General features: G+C 68.0%; 14 protein-coding genes and 5 pseudogenes. 8 read left to right on the forward strand and 11 right to left on the reverse strand.

Features of this window, described 5'->3' with window-relative positions; all coding sequences use genetic code 11:
* Positions 1-35: 35 nt before the first annotated feature.
* From ABZX30_RS19190 to ABZX30_RS19205, 4 genes and pseudogenes are all read left to right on the forward strand, one after another.
* Entirely contained in the window at positions 36-1,238 is a 1,203-nt protein-coding gene (locus tag ABZX30_RS19190) for a thiolase family protein (protein ID WP_355934897.1), read from the forward strand.
* Entirely contained in the window at positions 1,235-1,906 is a 672-nt protein-coding gene (locus ABZX30_RS19195) for a 3-oxoacid CoA-transferase subunit A (protein WP_355934898.1), read from the forward strand. Before ABZX30_RS19190 ends, ABZX30_RS19195 begins: the two co-directional genes overlap by 4 nt.
* Positions 1,903-2,574 (forward strand): 3-oxoacid CoA-transferase subunit B, encoded by a 672-nt coding sequence (locus ABZX30_RS19200; RefSeq protein ID WP_355934900.1) that lies wholly within the window; start codon positions 1,903-1,905, stop codon positions 2,572-2,574. Before ABZX30_RS19195 ends, ABZX30_RS19200 begins: the two co-directional genes overlap by 4 nt.
* Positions 2,575-2,741: 167 nt before the next feature.
* Positions 2,742-3,107 (forward strand): annotated as a pseudogene (locus tag ABZX30_RS19205) (hypothetical protein); the annotation flags it as partial.
* Between the two features lie 33 nt (positions 3,108-3,140).
* On the opposite strand, the pseudogene ABZX30_RS19210 reads toward ABZX30_RS19205, so the two are convergent.
* A pseudogene (locus ABZX30_RS19210) lies at positions 3,141-3,355 on the reverse strand (IS5/IS1182 family transposase); the annotation flags it as partial.
* A gap of 52 nt (positions 3,356-3,407) precedes the next feature.
* Between ABZX30_RS19210 and ABZX30_RS19215 the strand changes: the two are divergent.
* Positions 3,408-4,037, forward strand: coding sequence for a DUF4913 domain-containing protein (locus ABZX30_RS19215; protein ID WP_355934901.1), 630 nt, complete (start codon positions 3,408-3,410; stop codon positions 4,035-4,037).
* Between the two features lie 242 nt (positions 4,038-4,279).
* On the opposite strand, the pseudogene ABZX30_RS19220 reads toward ABZX30_RS19215, so the two are convergent.
* From ABZX30_RS19220 to ABZX30_RS19230, 3 genes and pseudogenes are all read right to left on the reverse strand, one after another.
* A pseudogene (locus ABZX30_RS19220) lies at positions 4,280-4,575 on the reverse strand (IS701 family transposase); the annotation flags it as partial.
* Positions 4,576-4,710: 135 nt separating this feature from the next.
* Complete coding sequence (locus ABZX30_RS19225; protein WP_355934902.1) at positions 4,711-5,919, reverse strand: peptidoglycan recognition family protein; 1,209 nt, start codon at positions 5,917-5,919, stop codon at positions 4,711-4,713.
* 147 nt (positions 5,920-6,066) lie between these two features.
* Complete coding sequence (locus ABZX30_RS19230) at positions 6,067-6,369, reverse strand: hypothetical protein (protein ID WP_355934981.1); 303 nt, start codon at positions 6,367-6,369, stop codon at positions 6,067-6,069.
* A 40-nt stretch (positions 6,370-6,409) separates the two neighbouring features.
* On the opposite strand from ABZX30_RS19230, the gene ABZX30_RS19235 reads away from it, so the two are divergent.
* Positions 6,410-6,637, forward strand: coding sequence for a hypothetical protein (locus tag ABZX30_RS19235; protein ID WP_355934982.1), 228 nt, complete (start codon positions 6,410-6,412; stop codon positions 6,635-6,637).
* 92 nt (positions 6,638-6,729) lie between these two features.
* Here the strand turns inward: ABZX30_RS19235 and ABZX30_RS19240 are convergent.
* Positions 6,730-6,954: pseudogene (locus ABZX30_RS19240) on the reverse strand (sigma factor); the annotation flags it as partial.
* Positions 6,955-7,142: 188 nt separating this feature from the next.
* On the opposite strand from ABZX30_RS19240, the gene ABZX30_RS19245 reads away from it, so the two are divergent.
* Positions 7,143-8,030 (forward strand): hypothetical protein, encoded by an 888-nt coding sequence (locus ABZX30_RS19245; RefSeq protein WP_355934904.1) that lies wholly within the window; start codon positions 7,143-7,145, stop codon positions 8,028-8,030.
* A gap of 515 nt (positions 8,031-8,545) precedes the next feature.
* On the opposite strand, the gene ABZX30_RS19250 is transcribed toward ABZX30_RS19245, so the two are convergent.
* The 6 genes from ABZX30_RS19250 to ABZX30_RS19275 form a co-directional block, all read right to left on the reverse strand.
* Positions 8,546-9,574, reverse strand: coding sequence for a hypothetical protein (locus ABZX30_RS19250; protein WP_355934906.1), 1,029 nt, complete (start codon positions 9,572-9,574; stop codon positions 8,546-8,548).
* A 981-nt stretch (positions 9,575-10,555) separates the two neighbouring features.
* On the reverse strand, positions 10,556-11,365 hold the full coding sequence (locus tag ABZX30_RS19255; protein WP_355934907.1) for a hypothetical protein: 810 nt from the start codon (positions 11,363-11,365) through the stop codon (positions 10,556-10,558).
* A 632-nt stretch (positions 11,366-11,997) separates the two neighbouring features.
* Entirely contained in the window at positions 11,998-13,014 is a 1,017-nt protein-coding gene (locus ABZX30_RS19260; RefSeq protein ID WP_355934909.1) for a M23 family metallopeptidase, read from the reverse strand.
* A 22-nt stretch (positions 13,015-13,036) separates the two neighbouring features.
* The gene (locus tag ABZX30_RS19265) at positions 13,037-13,264 is read right to left on the reverse strand and encodes a hypothetical protein (RefSeq protein ID WP_355934911.1); all 228 of its coding nucleotides are present in this window, start codon (positions 13,262-13,264) and stop codon (positions 13,037-13,039) included.
* Between the two features lie 60 nt (positions 13,265-13,324).
* On the reverse strand, positions 13,325-14,245 hold the full coding sequence (locus tag ABZX30_RS19270) for a hypothetical protein (RefSeq protein WP_355934912.1): 921 nt from the start codon (positions 14,243-14,245) through the stop codon (positions 13,325-13,327).
* 5 nt (positions 14,246-14,250) lie between these two features.
* The gene (locus tag ABZX30_RS19275; RefSeq protein ID WP_355934913.1) at positions 14,251-15,039 is read right to left on the reverse strand and encodes a lytic transglycosylase domain-containing protein; all 789 of its coding nucleotides are present in this window, start codon (positions 15,037-15,039) and stop codon (positions 14,251-14,253) included.
* 502 nt (positions 15,040-15,541) lie between these two features.
* Between ABZX30_RS19275 and ABZX30_RS19280 the strand changes: the two are divergent.
* A pseudogene (locus tag ABZX30_RS19280) lies at positions 15,542-15,640 on the forward strand (IS5/IS1182 family transposase); the annotation flags it as partial.
* Positions 15,641-16,052: the final 412 nt, after the last annotated feature.

Genomic DNA, 16,052 nt, shown 5'->3' on the forward strand with positions numbered 1-16,052 from the left:
GGACGCGCTGAAGCCCCGCTCCTACGGTTGAAAGCGTGACCGACAGCTACCTGTACTCGGCGGCGCGAACCCCCTTCGGCCGTTTCTCCGGAGCACTTTCCCACGTCAGGCCCGACGACCTCGCGGCACAGATCATCGGCGGCACGCTGGCCAAGACCCCCGCACTCGAACCCGGACGCATCGACGACGTCGTCTGGGGCAACGCCAACGGCGCGGGCGAGGACAACCGCAACGTCGGCAGGATGGCCGTCCTGCTGGCCGGACTGCCCACCTCGGTACCCGCAACGACTGTCAACCGCCTGTGCGGATCGTCTCTCGACGCCGTCCTCACCGCCTCCCGGGCCATCGAGAGCGGCGACGCGGACATCGTCCTCACCGGCGGCGTCGAGTCGATGACCCGCGCTCCATGGGTCCTCCCCAAGCCCGAGCGCGCCTTCCCGGCCGGCAACCTGACCGCGGTGTCCACCACGCTCGGCTGGCGCCTGGTCAACGAGCGTATGCCCAAGGAGTGGACGGTCTCCCTGGGCGAGGCAAACGAACAGCTCGCCGACCGCTTCGCCATCTCGCGCGAGCGCCAGGACGCCTTCGCCGTCCGCTCCCACCGCCTCGCCGACGACGCCTGGAACGCGGGCTTCTACGACGACCTGGTCGTCCCCGTCCAAGACGGCGGACGCACCGTCCTGGAGCGCGACGAGGGCATCCGCCCCGGCTCCACCATGGAGAAGCTCGCCGCACTCACGCCCTCCTTCCGCCCCGACGGCGTCATCACGGCAGGGAACGCTTCGCCACTGAGCGACGGCGCCTCCGCGGTCCTGCTCGGCTCGGGCTCGGCCGCCGAGTACATCGGGGCCACCCCACTCGCCCGCATCGCAGGCCGCGGGGTGTCCGCCCTGGAGCCGCAGATGTTCGGATACGCGCCCGTCGAGGCTGCGAACAGAGCACTGAAGCGTGCGGGCATCTCCTGGGCCGACATCGACGCCGTCGAACTCAACGAGGCGTTCGCGGTCCAAGCACTGGCGTGCGTGGACGCATGGGACGTCGACCCCCAGATCGTCAACGCCAAGGGCGGTGCCATCGCGCTCGGTCATCCCCTCGGCGCGTCCGGCGGACGCCTCCTGGGCACTCTCTCCCGCCGTCTGCAGGAAGCCGACAAGCGGTGGGGCGTCGCGGCCATCTGCATCGGTGTCGGCCAGGCCCTCGCGGTCGTCCTGGAGAACGTCGCCGGGAGCAGCCGATGACCGCCCGGCTGTGCGCGCACGCCGACGAGGCCGTCGCGGACATCCAGGACGGCTCCACAGTGCTCGTCCAAGGCTTCGGCATGGCGGGCATGCCGGTGGCGCTGATCGACGCTCTGATCCGGCAGGGGGCCCAGGACCTCACGGTCGTCTCCAACAACGCAGGAAACGGCGACACGGGCCTCGTGGCGCTGCTGGCCAAGGGGCGGGTCCGCAAGGTGATCTGTTCCTTCCCTCGACAGGCCGACTCCTGGGTGTTCGACGGCCTCTACCGGGCCGGCCGGATCGAACTCGAGGTGGTTCCGCAGGGGACTCTGGCGGAACGGCTCAGAGCGGCCGGAGCCGGTATCGGCGCCTTCTTCTGCCCGACCAGTGCCGGCACCCTCCTGGCGGAAGGCAAGGAAGTGCGTGAGATCAAGGGCCGTCCCCATGTGCTGGAATACCCCATCCATGGAGACATCGCGCTGATCAGCGCCTATCGCGGCGATCGCATGGGCAACCTGGTCTACCGCAAGACCGCCCGAAACTTCGGACCCGTCATGGCCACCGCGGCGACCACCGTGGTCGCCCAGGTCCGCGAGGTCGTGGAGACGGGACATATCGATCCGGAGAGCGTCGTGACCCCCAGTATCTTCGTCGACCGTGTGGTGCAGGTGGCTGATCACTCATGACCCGGACATCTCCCGCGACCAGGGGCCGAAACCCGCTGGACAAGCACGACATCGCCGCCCTGATCGCCCGTGACATTCCGCAGGGCGCCTTCGTCAATCTGGGCATCGGCCAGCCGACCCTGGTGGCCGACCACCTCTCCACCGGCTCCGGCGTCGTTCTGCACACCGAGAACGGCATGCTCAACATGGGGCCTGCCGCCCTCGACGACCAGGCCGATCAGGACTTGACCAACGCCGGCAACGTCCCCGTCACCGAACTGCCCGGCGCCGCCTACTTCCACCACGCGGACTCCTTCGCCATGATGCGCGGCGGTCATCTGGACATCTGCGTCCTCGGAGCCTTCCAGGTCTCCGCACGAGGAGACCTCGCCAATTGGCACACCGGAGCACCCGACGCCATCCCCGCGGTCGGCGGTGCCATGGACCTGGCGATCGGGGCGAAGAAGGTCTTCGTGATGATGAACCTCTTCACCCGCGACGGAGCACCCAAGCTGGTCGGCGAATGCAGCTACCCTCTCACCGCGCTCGCCTGCGTGAACCGCGTCTACACAGATCTCGCCGTCTTTGACATCACGCCGCACGGTGTCAGAGTGCGGGAGACCTTTGGAATCGGCGTGCCCGAACTCGCCAATCGTCTCGGCCTGCCGCTGCGGGCCGAAAGCATGTGACGCGTCCTGCGAACCGTCGTCCCATCTGCCTGCCTGCCTGCCTGCCTGCCTGCCGGCACGCGGGTGCGGCTCTTGTGAAGGGAAGGACGTGGATCAGGCAGTGAGTGTGTAACCGTCCGTGCCGATGCTGGGATGGCACCGTTGGTGCTCACGGGCGGCGGGGAAGGTCAACCAACGCGCCTGCCTCCAACTACCCGGGCTGGCGCACTCAGGCGGCCAAGGCGTACATATCCGGCTTCCAGCGCGCCTATGAGACCAATCGTGCTCCCTTCTTCATCGGCAACCATTTCGAGCAGTGGAACGGCGGCATCTACATGGACGCCGTCGAGCAGGCGCTCAAGCACATTGCGGCGGAGAAGGAGAAGGGCGCGGACGTACGCCTCGTCTCCTTCCGGCAGTTCACCGACTGGATGGACGTCCAGAAGCCCGAGGTCCTCGCCAAGCTGCGCACGCTCGGCGTCGGACAGGAGCCGCACGACGGATGGAAGTCGTTCCTCGGTGACACCGTCACCTCCTCGCCGGGAACACGGTGAAATCCCACACGGCCGGTGCCCGTATGGCCGAGTCAGGGGGAGAAGCAGTCCGTTCGCGTCCGACAGAACGTGCATCCCGGAACCCGGCCTGCTCCGGTCCCACGGGAGTCGGACCTGTGTGTTCACCCCATTTTTCGCCCTGAGGTGAGTGATGTCGAGGACGACGCGGGTGACGCCGGAGAAACCGGCGTCATCCAAGCGGTGCAGCACAGCCTCATGGAGACGGCCCCAGGCCCTTGACGGCGGTATCAGCGGCTCCTGGCTGAACTGTGCGAGCGGCGGCAACCGTAGGTGGTTTCCGTGGAGACCACACGAACGCCGGCACCGGACGTGCCGCACCAGAGCGAGCAGAACTGGGCACCGGACACCGAGGGCTGGGTGCGCACCGCCTCGGTCCAGAACGCGAGGGACTCGGGAGCCCCGGGGGACCCAGGGGGCTCAGAGGGTCCGGGGGACGAGGCAGCCGTAGCCACCGATTCCCCGCCCCTTCCCCCGATCGACCCTGCCGGGGAGCCGGTGGCTGCCCCCGCGCCCGAGGCCGAACCCTCGGAGGACGTCCCGCCTTTCGTCCTCTACAAGGCGGGTGCGGACTTCGACGCCGCTGTCTCCGGCCTCGCGCTCTGGGTGCACGGACTGCTCCTGCCGGTCTACGGCCGCGAGATATCGTCCACCGCCCCCTGGTGCCCGCGCTGGTACGAACACATGGAAGCCATCGCGCAGCTCTACGGCCTCTGGATGGCCTGGCAGGACTGCACCGGGACCAGCGCGCTGCTGACCGGACCCGCTATGTGGCACCGGGACTACCTGACCCCGGTGATGAACACCTTGCGCGACCCCTCGGGCATCTTCGCGGGCTGCAAGCCGGGCCAGCACCGGCCGAAGGAGTCGCCCCCGATAGAGGAGCCCGGACCGGGTCCGGCGGTGACGTGACGCGCACACCCGAACCCGAACCCGGAGCACCGCGGCCTCCTGCGCACTCGTCCGACCGCAGAACGCGGCGCGGCAACAGGCTGTCAGCTCAGTGGTTCAGGGGGCTGACGGCGTGACCGGAAGCCCCCACCCTGTCTGACTCAGGACTCGACATGGCCCACCCGCTACCCGACCGACACCTGCCGAGGCGCCCCGGTTTCACTGGCATCGACCGGTGGCACCGACGTCATGTCCCGCCATACCTACTCCTTTCCCTGGTCCGGAAGTCGGACCGGCGGGTGTTGCTGCGGTGCTGTGGTCACGAGGGTGGCGTGGTGGTGCCGGCCCGGCCAGGAACGGCCTTCGAAGTGGTCCAGGCCCAGGCCGTGTTTGCGCTCTCGGTGGTCGTGCTCGATGCGCCGGCAGACCTTGGCCAGGCGGACCAGGTCGGCGATCGTCGTGTCGGCCGGCAGTCCGGACAGCCAGTAGTCGGTGGGAGCCCAGGCCTCTTCCGGCCACTCGGCCAGCAGCCGGCAGCGTCGGGCAGGATGCCGTTCCACCAGCCTGACGGGGCACTCGGGCCGCCGGAGTGAGGACTCGGCGGGACAGCGGACGGTTGTGCCTGCACCCCTGTCCACGCACACGCCCAGGCGGTGCCGAGGAACGCGAAGGTGCAGAGAACCCAGAACCGTGCTCAGCGGGCGAGGTGCGCCGTCCTCTCCCGTACTGCCGACAAGTCCAGATACGCCGCCGACCCCGGGCACTCCGTGGACGTCCAGTCGCGGTGGCCGCCGAGGGCCGGGCCGCCGGTGGACTTGCCGCTGGTGGGGCTGGTGTAGGTGATGTCGGTCAGCGGGTCGAGCTTGTGCCGTGCCGCGAGGGAGGCCGTCAGCTCGACCAGCGAGCCATGCATCCGGGATGTCGGCTTCTCCTTGCTGAAGTCGCCCAGCAGGGCGATACCGATATTCCCGGGGTTGAAGCCGAAGGTGTGGAAGCCGGTGACGACCTCGTCGCGTGCGTTGTGCGCGGGAATGCCGTCCGTGCCGCTGAACCGGCCCTCGTAGATCGTGCCCCGACTGTCGATCAGGAAGTGGTAGCCGATGTCACCCCATTCGTTGGAGACGGCGTGCTGCTCGTAGATCGCGCGTATGGTCGCGGCGGGGTCAGGGTCGTCCATGGGTGTGGCGGTGTGGTGCACGGTGACCATTTGGGCCTCGGTGAACCGGGTAGGTGACGATTCGCTGCCGTCCGCGGTGAACCGCTTCGCCTCGTCGGCGCCCCAGTCGGCCCGGAGGACCACACCGGACGGTGGAAACGCCGGAGCGGTCCCGGACGCGTCGGGCGTTTTCGCGGCCGCGCTCTTCGACGGTGAGGGGCGGTACTTGCTCCCGCTCCCGGCGTCGATGGCGATCGCCTCGATGACTTCCACCCCGAAGTCGACGTCGAGCTGGTAGCCGTAGCTCCCCTGGGCCGGTACGAGTGCCCGGTTCGGCGGTGTGGCCGACTTCGTGCGTACGGTCCCGGGGGCGGGATCCTTGCCGCACGGGCACCCGGCGCCGACGGCCTGCCAGGCACCGGGTTGGCCTTTCCGGTCGATGAACCGCAGCCGCACACCACGCGGGGAGCCGGTCCAGGTGATGCCGACCGCGGTGATCGGGAACGAGGTCCGCTGCACCCCGCGCCCCGGAGACGCCGCCTGCGACGCCCGCACGCGGGGCTGCGCGCCGACCGTCGCACCCCCGTCGTCCGCGGCCTTCGCTGGTCTGCCCGAGGCCGACCCACAGGCTTCGAGCAGCGGCAGTCCTAGGGCGGCGAGACCGAAGACGGTCACGAAGTCCCGTCGTAAAAAACCGAGTTGGCGCTCCGTCGGTGACTGGCGTCGGGGGTACGTGTGGTTCACCATGCGCTCCGTCGAGATCGGGTGCCTTGTACCGACACCTACGGCCCACTGCGGAGGATGAGTTCACCCTTCCCCGGCGGAGGGGGGTGATCGGCCTGGCCTGTATCTTCGGGGCCGCGCCGCCCCAAGTAGGCTGCCGACGGGCGCTGTTCAGTGGTCCGACGCGTCGGTCATGAACCCGCGGTGCGCGGCGATCCGGTCCCCGAGGACCAGCGAGGCCATATGGAGCGGCAGTTGGAGCATGAACTGCTCCTCGGCCTGGCGCACGACGTCCGAGACCAGCACCACGCGTTCGTGGCGCCTTATCGCGTGCCGGACCGCGGCCTCGGCGGCGGCCCGGGCCCGCCGCCAGTCGTGCGCGGACGCAGCGCCCGCGCGGAGGTTCTCCCGTTGGGCGGCCACGCGGCGGCGGAGCAGCAGTTCCATAAGTGCGGTCCATTCCATGCGATACATATAAGAACCAACGGTTCCGGAGCCGGTTCGGGTCATCGCGGTGAGCACCTTCTTCGCACCGTTCGGCCGTTTCCCGCACACCGTGCTCGAACATATAGGGGTGGAGAATGACCTCCCGGTGTGCGGGGGAGAGGCCGTGCAGCAGGCTGAGGGTCTCCATGGAGGTGGCGACGGAATCGGCGTGGTCCGGCAGCGTCGCCTTCCGGTCGCTCTCCCCGAGCATCTCGTCGGCCTCGACCACCTCATTGCGGGCCATGGAACTGCGTGACCGGTCGATGACGGTGGGGGGGGGGGGGTATGGGTCAGCAGCCAGCCGCATATGGAACCCGCGGTGGAGCAGAGCCGCTCCGTGTGCGGCCAGGCCCGGAGGAATACCTCCTGGGCGATGTCCTCGGCGAGGTGGTGGTCTCGGAGGAGCTTCTCCGCGTAGGCGATCACAGCCGGGGAGTGCTCGGCCATGAGGGCTTTCAGCAGGGTCGTACCGAATGCGCGGGGGTCGAACTCGGAGGAACCGGGCGCGGGGTTTTCGAGGGCCGCGTCAGGCGTGTTCATCGTGATCGGGGTTCTGGTGCGGAACGTCGGCATCGCCCGCCGGGTCCAGCGGGGGCCATTGCCTGATCAAGACAGACAGCCGCCTGTACAGACCCCGTTGACGACCTGTCCATGCGCCGTGCGCAGCGCGCTTTGAACCGGCTTGGCCCCTGCGGCGTAGCACCTCATGAGCCTCGGGACCGCCGGGGACGAAGGGTTCCCTCCGGGGGGAAGGGGGAGAGATGGCCACCGAAGCTGAACTCGTCGCCGCCGTGTTCGCCTACAGCAGTCGTCCTGACAGACTGTCCGTGACCGAACTGTTCGCGAGGAAGTTCGTCATCCCGGACGACAGAATGTGGTTCGTGGCCGAGGGACTGGCCGCCCGCATGACTGACAAGAAACGTACCTCGCCCCTCTGGAAGAGGCTGGGTTCTCGCGTCGGCAAGGCCAACTCCAAAGAGGCACCCTCCATCCTTTTCGCACAAGCAGGAGGGTTCCTTCTCGATTACGTTGCACAACAGCGATTCGCCGCAGCCCATAGGGAATACGTGAATATGATCGCAGAGTGCCGGAAAGAGATGGGCATGGCCGGTCAGGAACGGGATGCTGAGTTTCAGAGGCTGACAGGGAGCCGTGGTCCAGGCGGTCCGGGCGAGTCCAGGCGGCGGGAGCTCGCAGAGTCCCTGGGGTCTTCCATCAATGTGCTGGATTCGCACTACCAGGACGCTCGGAGGAATCTGGATGACATCAATACTCGCGTTGCAGGGACGATTCAGGCGAACCTTGATCACGCGGTGCTCGGTCAACTGACAGCTGAACTGGTGCAGCATACCCAGGTACTGGGAAGCGCCTTGCAGGAAATGCGTGCCTCGGTAGCGGAAGCCCGCGGTCGAGTCTCCGCGGGCGGGATGCGACTGCGTGATTTCGTACGTCTACTCCCGTCCGGACCGAGTACGGCGCCCGTCCCCACGTCCGCGGACGTGAATGCGAGTACGGCAGCGGTGGCGGGGCTGAGGAGCTCCTCGCCGACGAGAACTCCGGCGCCTGAAGCGGGCCGTCGCCCTCTGCAGGGTGTTCCTTCGGCCTACTCCCGGCAGGCGCGCGACCCCCGCGGCACGCGAGGGCGCTGATCGCCGTTCCCGACCCCTCCGGCGCCCGCCGGCGTCTCTGCCGAAGACCGCGGCCGGACCGGGTTCGCCGCGCCGGTCGTCACCTCCGGCTGGGAAGACGTCCAACGTTCGCCCACCATTTTGAGGCGGGGGAACACAAAGAGCAGCTCGGCATCCCGTGAACTGAGAAGTGTGGCTGCTCCGTAGTGCTCGGTGGGAAGCAATGCGCCTTCCTTCTCTCTCTTCGACAGATTCTCATCACCGGAGGACCGAATGTCAGACGTCACCCGTGGCAGCGGGCAAGAATGGCGTACGTCCCAAGAATGGCGTACGCCTCAAGAATGGGCGGCTTCCGACACGGAAATTGCTCGCCAACGCCGACAGCCGTTGGCTCGGTTGACAGGCGAGTCCGTGGCGCCACGCACCCAGGTGGCGCCTGCGGCGACTCCCGCACCGGAACGCATGTCCACGGACGTGCCCGCGTCGAAGGCAGGGAGCTCGCCGCCAGGAGACAACTTCGCTGCGGCGAGCGGGCGTTAACGGGCCGACTTGGGGCCGTGCCCTTGGTCAGGCGCGGGAACCTGCTGGGTGCCGTACGCGCTTCCCCACGGCACCCCGTACGGCACCCCGTACGGAGCCGTCGGCTGTGGGGCGCGGACGGTTGTGGGAATGTGAGCCACCGGGTGGGCGTAGGCCGACGGATAGTGAGACATCGTGGGGTGTGGTGCGGCGGGGCGAGGTGGCGGGGCAGCGGGCCTGGCTGTGGCCGCGAAGACGCTGTTGCCGGGATAGCTTCCGCCTGGCCGGTAGGCGGCGTGTGCGTGCGGATACGCGGCGGCGACCTGCTGGTGATGCGCTGGGACCTGCTGGTAATTCGCTGAGACCTGCTGCCGGCGAGCCATCTCCGCCAGCTGCCGGCGGTCCGTCTCCGCCTGCTGCCGGCGAACCGCCTCCGCCTGCTGGCGCCAGGCTGCCGCCTCCTCGTGCTGGTGCGCGGCCGTCTGCCGTTCGTGCGCCGCGTCCATCTCGGCCCGGCGTCGTGCTAGTGCTAGTTGAGTGATACGCGACTCGGCCACCAGAGGCTGTGCGAAGCCTTGCACGCCCAGCGTCGTCATCTGCTTGTGCAGCGACTTCTCGATTGCCTCCAACTGCGCGGGCGTCGCGTAACCAGTCGTGACCCGAGGACCGACGCACAGGCTGCGAGCACGCTCGAGCCCGATGAGGTAGTGATCGGCATACTGGCGGAGGAAGCTCGCAGCTTCCGCCCTGCCGGAGGCAGGCACCCCCTCGTGGCGCTCGGCGTACTCGGCCTGGAGCATCCAATCGCGATGCCGAATGAGCTCCGGATCGGCTCCGTTGGCCACCCGCGCTTTGATCTCTCCAAGCAGAGGCGCGACTTTGTGCTCCTCGGCCAGACCGGCCTCCGCCAGTACTTTGGTGATCTCGCCGTCACTGAGAGGTCGCCCGTGCCCGTCGACAAGCTCCCGCTTGTCGACGAGACAGTCGTAGAACCGGGCCAAGAAGGCCACGATTCTGGCGTTCTCCTCGATCTTTTCATCTGTCACCGGGTCACCTCTTATAGAATCCATGACTACTCGGTCAATTGCTTCTACGGCGGAGTCCGTCGCGCGAGTTCAATTTCCCAGAAGCGATCGGCGTCGGGGCGGCGCAGTTGGTGAGTGAGTGTGCCGACGATGCACCAGGGCAGCACGGCCTGGTGCCGAACGGATGGCGAGGGCGTGCTCGGCGGCGTTGCGCTCGGAAGCGAGCGCCGTTCGGCCGCGCTGCCCATCGGCGCCTGGTGCGGTGGGATGAGCGCGCGGACGCGCAGTAGCGGGGGACTGGGCCGTTCTTGCCCGGCGGCGGCAGGCCGGGCGGGCCGTGCGAGGATCATCGTGGTGATCAGCGGGGTGCTGTGTCTGGGCCCGGACCGGCGTGTCTTGGCTTGGCTTGCCGGAACGGTACGGTTTGTGGCGGACTGTCTGTGTGCGTCATCGCCGCTGGTCGGCCGACGGCATCTCGAAGGCTGTCCTCACGGAGTTGCAGATCGAGGCGGATGCTGGTGATCCGGACGGAGCGCTCGCCGGCCGTGTGTCCCGGCAGGAGTGGACCGTGAACATCGACTCGGCTTCCTGCCGGGCGCGTCAGCACGCGGCCGGGGCGTCCCGCAAGCGGCCGTCCTGCCACCCGCAAAGAGACGGGCGCGGGGGCGGAAGGAGGCAGAGGGGCGTGAGGCTTTGGGGTGCCTACGGGGCGGGCTGACCAGCGAGGTTCGTCTGCTCTGCGGCAGCTGGGCCCGCCGGCCGCACTGGTCGGCCTCGCCCGGTCAGCGGGGTGACAGCCCGATGGTCACCCCGGCGCTGGACGGCTTACGGCCCCTGTGCCGCAGACCCGGTCGCCTGCCGAAACAGGCCGGACCGGGTGCGCGGCGACAAGGCGGACTCCAGTCGGGACAACCGCGCCGACTGCGGTGACGCGGGCGGTGGAAGGAGTTCCACGCGGTGGCCACCCGATATGACAAACGCGACTGTGCAGCAGGGCGAACCTCACCTGCGCTGCGTCTGCGTTGAGGTGCTCGTAGAGGCGTTGAACGGCTTGCCGGCCGCCGCCTGCTGCTGCATCACCCTCGTCAGGTCGTCCTTGGCCGCGTGCACGTGGCGCTGGGCCTCCCCGAGCCCCCTCTGCATTTCACGCAGCTTGGCAGTGGCCTCCTCCACCGGGCGTTTATAGATATGGGTAACGCTTTCAGCCTGCTTCCTGATACGTTCCCGATAATCCTCCGGCGTCCTGTCCCTGGCGGTGAGTGGGTTCGCCGCGGCGATACGCGTGTAGGCTTCCTCATACTTTTGTCCGTGCATGGTCGACGCGTTGTTGAGCTCCCGCTCGGCGTTTTCCTTTGCGATCTTCCACTTATTGGCCTTGTTCTCGGCCATCGTCACGGCCTGCTCCGCGTGCTTCAACTCCTGTTCAGCGCTGGGGCTGTCGCTAGGGCTGACATGCGGCGAGTCCGCGTCTGATCTCCAGTTCGTGGGCACAGGAGGGATGTTGCTGATGTTTGGCACCCAACCGTCGCGCCCGTTGGGCTTGTGCGCATACTGATGGTATTGATTGCTGCTGGCACCCGGATGGATCTGCGCGCCGGCCGCACTATCCATGGGTGTGGCCTTCTTGTACCCGTACACCGAAGTGCCGCTGCGGCCGGAAACCGCCGGCTGACGGGACGAGTAGTTCGCATTCACCCTCACATCGGCGCTGGGGAAGAGTTTTTTTAGATCGTTCGCGAACAGCTGCTGCCTCACCTTGCACCCGTTGCAGGCGCCCTGGTTCACCGACATGTCCACGACGATCGCGTTCACGTTCGTCCCTTGCCGGTGCAAGGAATCGGCCGCCCTGTAAGCCCAGTCCAGAGCGTGCACTTCCGCGTCGTTTCTGGAGCGCGCGACTTCGGCCCTCTTGTCATCGTGGAGCGCGTACCTGCTCCTGCTATCCGCTCGGACGCTGCTCAAGAACGTAGAGGACGTGAGGTGGGGCGTGGTACTTGCGTTCAGATAGATAGAGGCCTGGACTCCCGTGTACCCCCGCGGAGTCTCTGTCGCCACAGTATGCAGAGATTGGTGCCGTTGCTTCGATCCCGGGCCGTACAATTCAGGTGGTGTGGACATTATTCCTCGTTCGTCGAATTCCGTGAGGTGTTGCGCTGTCCTACGAAACGACGGACGGGAGCTCAATAGAGTTCACTCCGTTTCTGAAGGAGAGGAGACTTCCGGGAGCTTGGCATGACGTATCGGCGCCGGGGTGCCCCAGCGACTCCGTCATGCTCAGCGCTTCCGTCCACACGGTGCGTGCCGAGTCCAGGTCGCCGACGCCGACGTAGGTGTCGGCGAGGCGTACGAGCGTGCTGACGGCGTAGCAGGCGGGCTGCCGTAGGCTCGGTCGAGGGCGATGGCGTTGCGGTACTCGGCGATCGCCTCCGACGTACGAAGCGTGGTCAGAGGCGCACTCCATGAGCGGCCAGATACGCGGCCGGATCGATGTCCGAGCCGAAGACCGGTCTCGTCCGAACCTCGAAGTGCAGATGGGGTCCGGTCACATGGCCGGTGGCCCCGGAGAGCCCGATCCGCTGCCCGGCCGATACGGTCGCCCCCTGCTTCACTTCCCGCTGGGAGAGGTGAGCGTACAGGGTGTACTCGTGCTCGGCGTGCATGATCAGTACGTAGTGGCCGTAGCTGGCGTCGGTGGCGGACATCAACACCATTCCCGGCCGTACCGCGACCACCGGAGTACCGACCGGTACCGCCAGGTCGACGCCGGTGTGATGGCCCGTGGACCAGTTGCCGGACTGGGCGTAGGCGGCGGTGATCACGTAGCCCCGGACCGGTGCGGTCGCCGTACGGGCCCCCTGACCGGATCCCTGACGCCGTTGCGCCGCCGGTGAGGAAACCGTCGCGTTCGGCTGCTCCGTGCTTGTGTCCTCCTCCGGCGGCGCCGCGACCGTGTCCGTGTCCGAGCCGGCACCGGAGTCCGCGTCCTCGCCCTCCGGCAGTTCCGGCGCACGGATCACTCCGCCGTCGGGCTGCTCGTCGGCATCCGCGGGCGGCATCACACTCGCGGTCGGAAACGCCGGAAAGGTGGTGACGGTCGACGACGGAGGCAGACCGTCGGCGACGGTCCGGTCCTCACCCGACAGGGTGTATGCCGTCACCGTTCCGGCGACGAGTGCCACCGCTGCGGCGAGGACCGCCAAGGACTTCTTGTCGAGCCCGAGTCGGCGATGGAGCGGTGGGCGGGAGAGGCTCGGGGCGCGTGAGGAGAAGGGAGTGCTCCGAGTGCGTGTGGCGCGCGGGAAGCGGAGGCGCACCCGAAAGCGTGGGCGGCTCGTTTCCCCGAAGTTCGCGTCGGCCAGGGAATCGTCGTCCGGGTCGAGGTCCGGATCCGGTTCCGAGGCAGTGGAACTGCCGTAGTCGGGAAGGAGATCGGGGCGGATCGGCTGCCTGAAGTAGTCCATGGAAATCTTTCAGAGCCGCAGCTCAGTTGGAGTGAATCGGCACGACGTCGGCACGCGCCGCGGGCTGCCAGGACGAGATCTTCTCCTCGGTCCCGTGGTCCGGCCCGTCCGGGTTGAGCGTGGGCAGGCAGGTCCACTTCACGGACGCCTTGCCGGCGGACTGCCCGGAGTTCTGCGCTCCGCCGGCGATGAGGCCGAACGAGCACACGAGAAGTGCCGCCGCGTATACCGAAAATAGGACGTGGTCCATGGCTACTCCGCCTCCACGGTTTGGTGCCGAGGTTGGCAACGGGAAGGATCGGTCGGCAGTTCAGTCCATGACGACCAGGGACGCAGCGAAAGCGGGCGGGGCTACCTGGGACAGCGATGCGAGGCGATGTTCGGCCGCCTGGTAGTGCTGTGCCTCCTCGGCCGCGCCGATCTGCTCCCAAAGCGCCAGCAGCCGCCTTCCGAGCGGTACGGCGGTGAACGGGGAGACAACCAGCTGCCAGCTGGCGACGGCACGTTCGACGTCCTCACGGGCGCGGACGTCGTCCCGCCGATGCCGTAGCTCGGCCACCTGGAGCCAGAGTGTGGCCGCCGTGATGTGGTCGCCCATCAGATGCGCCACATATGCCTCGAAGGTGCGCGCCTCCAGCGTGTAGAGGTGCTCAGGGCCGAAACGGCGGGCCGACTGCTTCTGCAGCGCGGCCGTATGGAGCTTGGCCGATGTCAACTCGCCGCTGGTGACCGTCTCGCAGATCAGCGCCACCGCAGCGGCCAGCTCCTCCGGTGCGGAGACCGGCTCCGGCGCGGGTAGCGTCTGCGGCCCGGCAGGGCCCGGATGCGTGGACGGGGCCTTGGGCTCGTCGAAGGGGAGCGAATCCTCAAGAAGCTCGCTCGCCCCGTCCTCCCGCACCTGGATCCGCAGTACCGTGCGTCGCTGCTCGTCCAAGACCGACGCCTCGACGGGCGCACCCAGGGCCCGTGCATGCTCGTGCAGATGGTCGAGTACGGCAGTCTGGGCGGTGCCGCCCGTAGCGCCCGTGGCGATGACCTCGCCGTTGACCGCCACGGTGCCGTCCGTGGTGATGAAGACGGGGACCGGACCGCCCCCGAAACGGTCTCCGCGGGGCCCGACCCCGGGACGGTCACCCCGCTCGGTGTCGTCCCTGGCCGGAGCGGCGGCCTCGATGACGGCGCCCGAGCCGGTCGATGCGGGCTGCGTGCCGCGCTGTTCCAGTTGGAACACGGTTCTCACTGTCCGTCGGTGTCTTGAGCCGGCGGTGACGCGGGCACTGCACCCTCGTAGATCGCGAACTTGGCCCGGACCGCGAGGACGTAAGTCTGGGAGGCGTTGGTCCGGGGGACGCCGCCGGCGTCGAGTACCGCCTCCGGTCCGGCGTCGTAGGCCGCCAGGGTCAGGCTCACCAGATCGCCGAGTGGTTCTGTGGTCGCCAACGGCCGCATCTTGTCCGCCAGTTCGCACATGAAACGGCCCTGGGCCAGGATCGAGTCGGCGGCGTCGAGCGCCGAGGTCTCGCCGTTGTCGTCGTCGTCCTTGCCGAGGCGGGTGAACACGTCGGGCGGCAACTGGGACACGCCCTGCTCGCCCTCGCGGCCGGTCTTGTCGCCCTGGAAGCCGGATTCCTGGTCGATCTGGGCGGCGATGACGACCGGACCGATGTCGGGACAGAGCGAGCCAGCCTCGATGATCGGGTCGGCTATGCCCTCCGGCACCGACTTCGGGTCGAACTCGCCGCTCCCGTCGCCCTGGATGATCCCGGCGATCTCGACGGGGTCGGGTGCCTCACCACGACCGTCACCCCCGCCGCCCCCTCCTCCGGTGAAGAAGAGGATCAGCGCGATCAGCGGCGCGAACAGGACTCCGAAGCCGCCGATCACGAACACGGAGGAGATCGCCACGGTCATGGCGACGGGGGACATCAGGCATCCCAGACCGCCGACCGCCATCCCGGCCTTCACGGCGGTGCCCATGCCGTCGGAGTCGGTCCCCCCTCCGGAGTCACCCGCGTTCCCGCTCATCGTTCCCACCTTTTCCTACGACCGTGACCGCGCGGCCTCGCCGGGCTGGGGCCGGCACGCTCACCCGTGCCGGGAGCCCTGCGTGGATCTGTTCGTGCTCGACAACGGCTGTGATCGCGTGCGCAGTTCAATTTCGATCAAGCCGAATCTGGAGTGAATTGTCTGCGGGGCTCCGGCCGTAGGCGGCTGTCGAACGGAGCACACGGAGGCGAACGGTCCACCTCAGGCCACCCGCTCGGTGTGTGCGCAGTCCCTCCAGGATCAGCGCGAGCATGTGGGGTGCCCGGTCGTCGGGGCCGGTCACGGCACGCCACAGCGCGTCGGTGAGTTGAGGGAAGTCGCCGGGATCGGCGCCCGCGCGGATGCTCCCGTCCTTCTTCTCGGCGTCGGGGAGCCGCGTGATCGCGGCGATGACCGGTCCTGGCTCTGCTCGCTGGGCGCCCGGTGCGCGCCAGGACCGAGGGCGTCGCCGAGGCCGTGCTTCCCGCGGCCGGCTCCTGGGCGACTACGCCGATCAGACGTCTTCCGCAGAGCCCGCTGCAGCCCCAGTCGCATGACGGTCATCGCCGCTGCCGTCCTCACCCTGGAACGTCAACGCTGAAAAGCTCACTGCCCGTGCCATGTGCGTTGTGACGTTCGCTGTAGCTCACGGCCCGCGGTGCCGCGCAGGGCAGGGAAGGCAGCGCGAGTGCAGCGGTGACGGCGGATGACCAGGTGGGAGTGGCCTGCTGTGTGTCCGGTGGGGGTGTTGTCGTCGGTGGGTACGTCGAGCAGGGGGGCTCACATCGCATCGAGGCCCGGACACGGGCCGGCCGTCGGACTCATGCGCCGAGCAGGCACGGCCTGAGCACGTCGTTCTGGGCGCAGAGAAACTGATTGAACTCCATCGACGTGCGAGCCGTAGTACCCAGTGCAGACGGAAAAAAATAAATCAGTAGCGACTCGTTATGGATGGGGTTGATTGAACCCCGTCGACATGTGAGCCGCGAAATTCTCCAAAGGCGTCTTGTGTG

The organism is Streptomyces sp. NPDC004542, from assembly GCF_040610035.1.
Lineage (GTDB): Bacteria > Actinomycetota > Actinomycetes > Streptomycetales > Streptomycetaceae > Streptomyces.

What these genes read in the sequence shown, in the direction of transcription:
- ABZX30_RS19225 (WP_355934902.1), bottom strand. Translation starts at nt 5,919, where the DNA reads ATGGTGAACCACACGTACCCCCGACGCCAGTCACCGACGGAGCGCCAA.
- ABZX30_RS19260 (WP_355934909.1), bottom strand. Translation starts at nt 13,014, where the DNA reads ATGGACTACTTCAGGCAGCCGATCCGCCCCGATCTCCTTCCCGACTAC.
- ABZX30_RS19245 (WP_355934904.1), top strand. Translation starts at nt 7,143, where the DNA reads ATGGCCACCGAAGCTGAACTCGTCGCCGCCGTGTTCGCCTACAGCAGT.
- ABZX30_RS19195 (WP_355934898.1), top strand. Translation starts at nt 1,235, where the DNA reads ATGACCGCCCGGCTGTGCGCGCACGCCGACGAGGCCGTCGCGGACATC.
- ABZX30_RS19200 (WP_355934900.1), top strand. Translation starts at nt 1,903, where the DNA reads ATGACCCGGACATCTCCCGCGACCAGGGGCCGAAACCCGCTGGACAAG.
- ABZX30_RS19265 (WP_355934911.1), bottom strand. Translation starts at nt 13,264, where the DNA reads ATGGACCACGTCCTATTTTCGGTATACGCGGCGGCACTTCTCGTGTGC.
- ABZX30_RS19275 (WP_355934913.1), bottom strand. Translation starts at nt 15,039, where the DNA reads ATGAGCGGGAACGCGGGTGACTCCGGAGGGGGGACCGACTCCGACGGC.
- ABZX30_RS19230 (WP_355934981.1), bottom strand. Translation starts at nt 6,369, where the DNA reads ATGTATCGCATGGAATGGACCGCACTTATGGAACTGCTGCTCCGCCGC.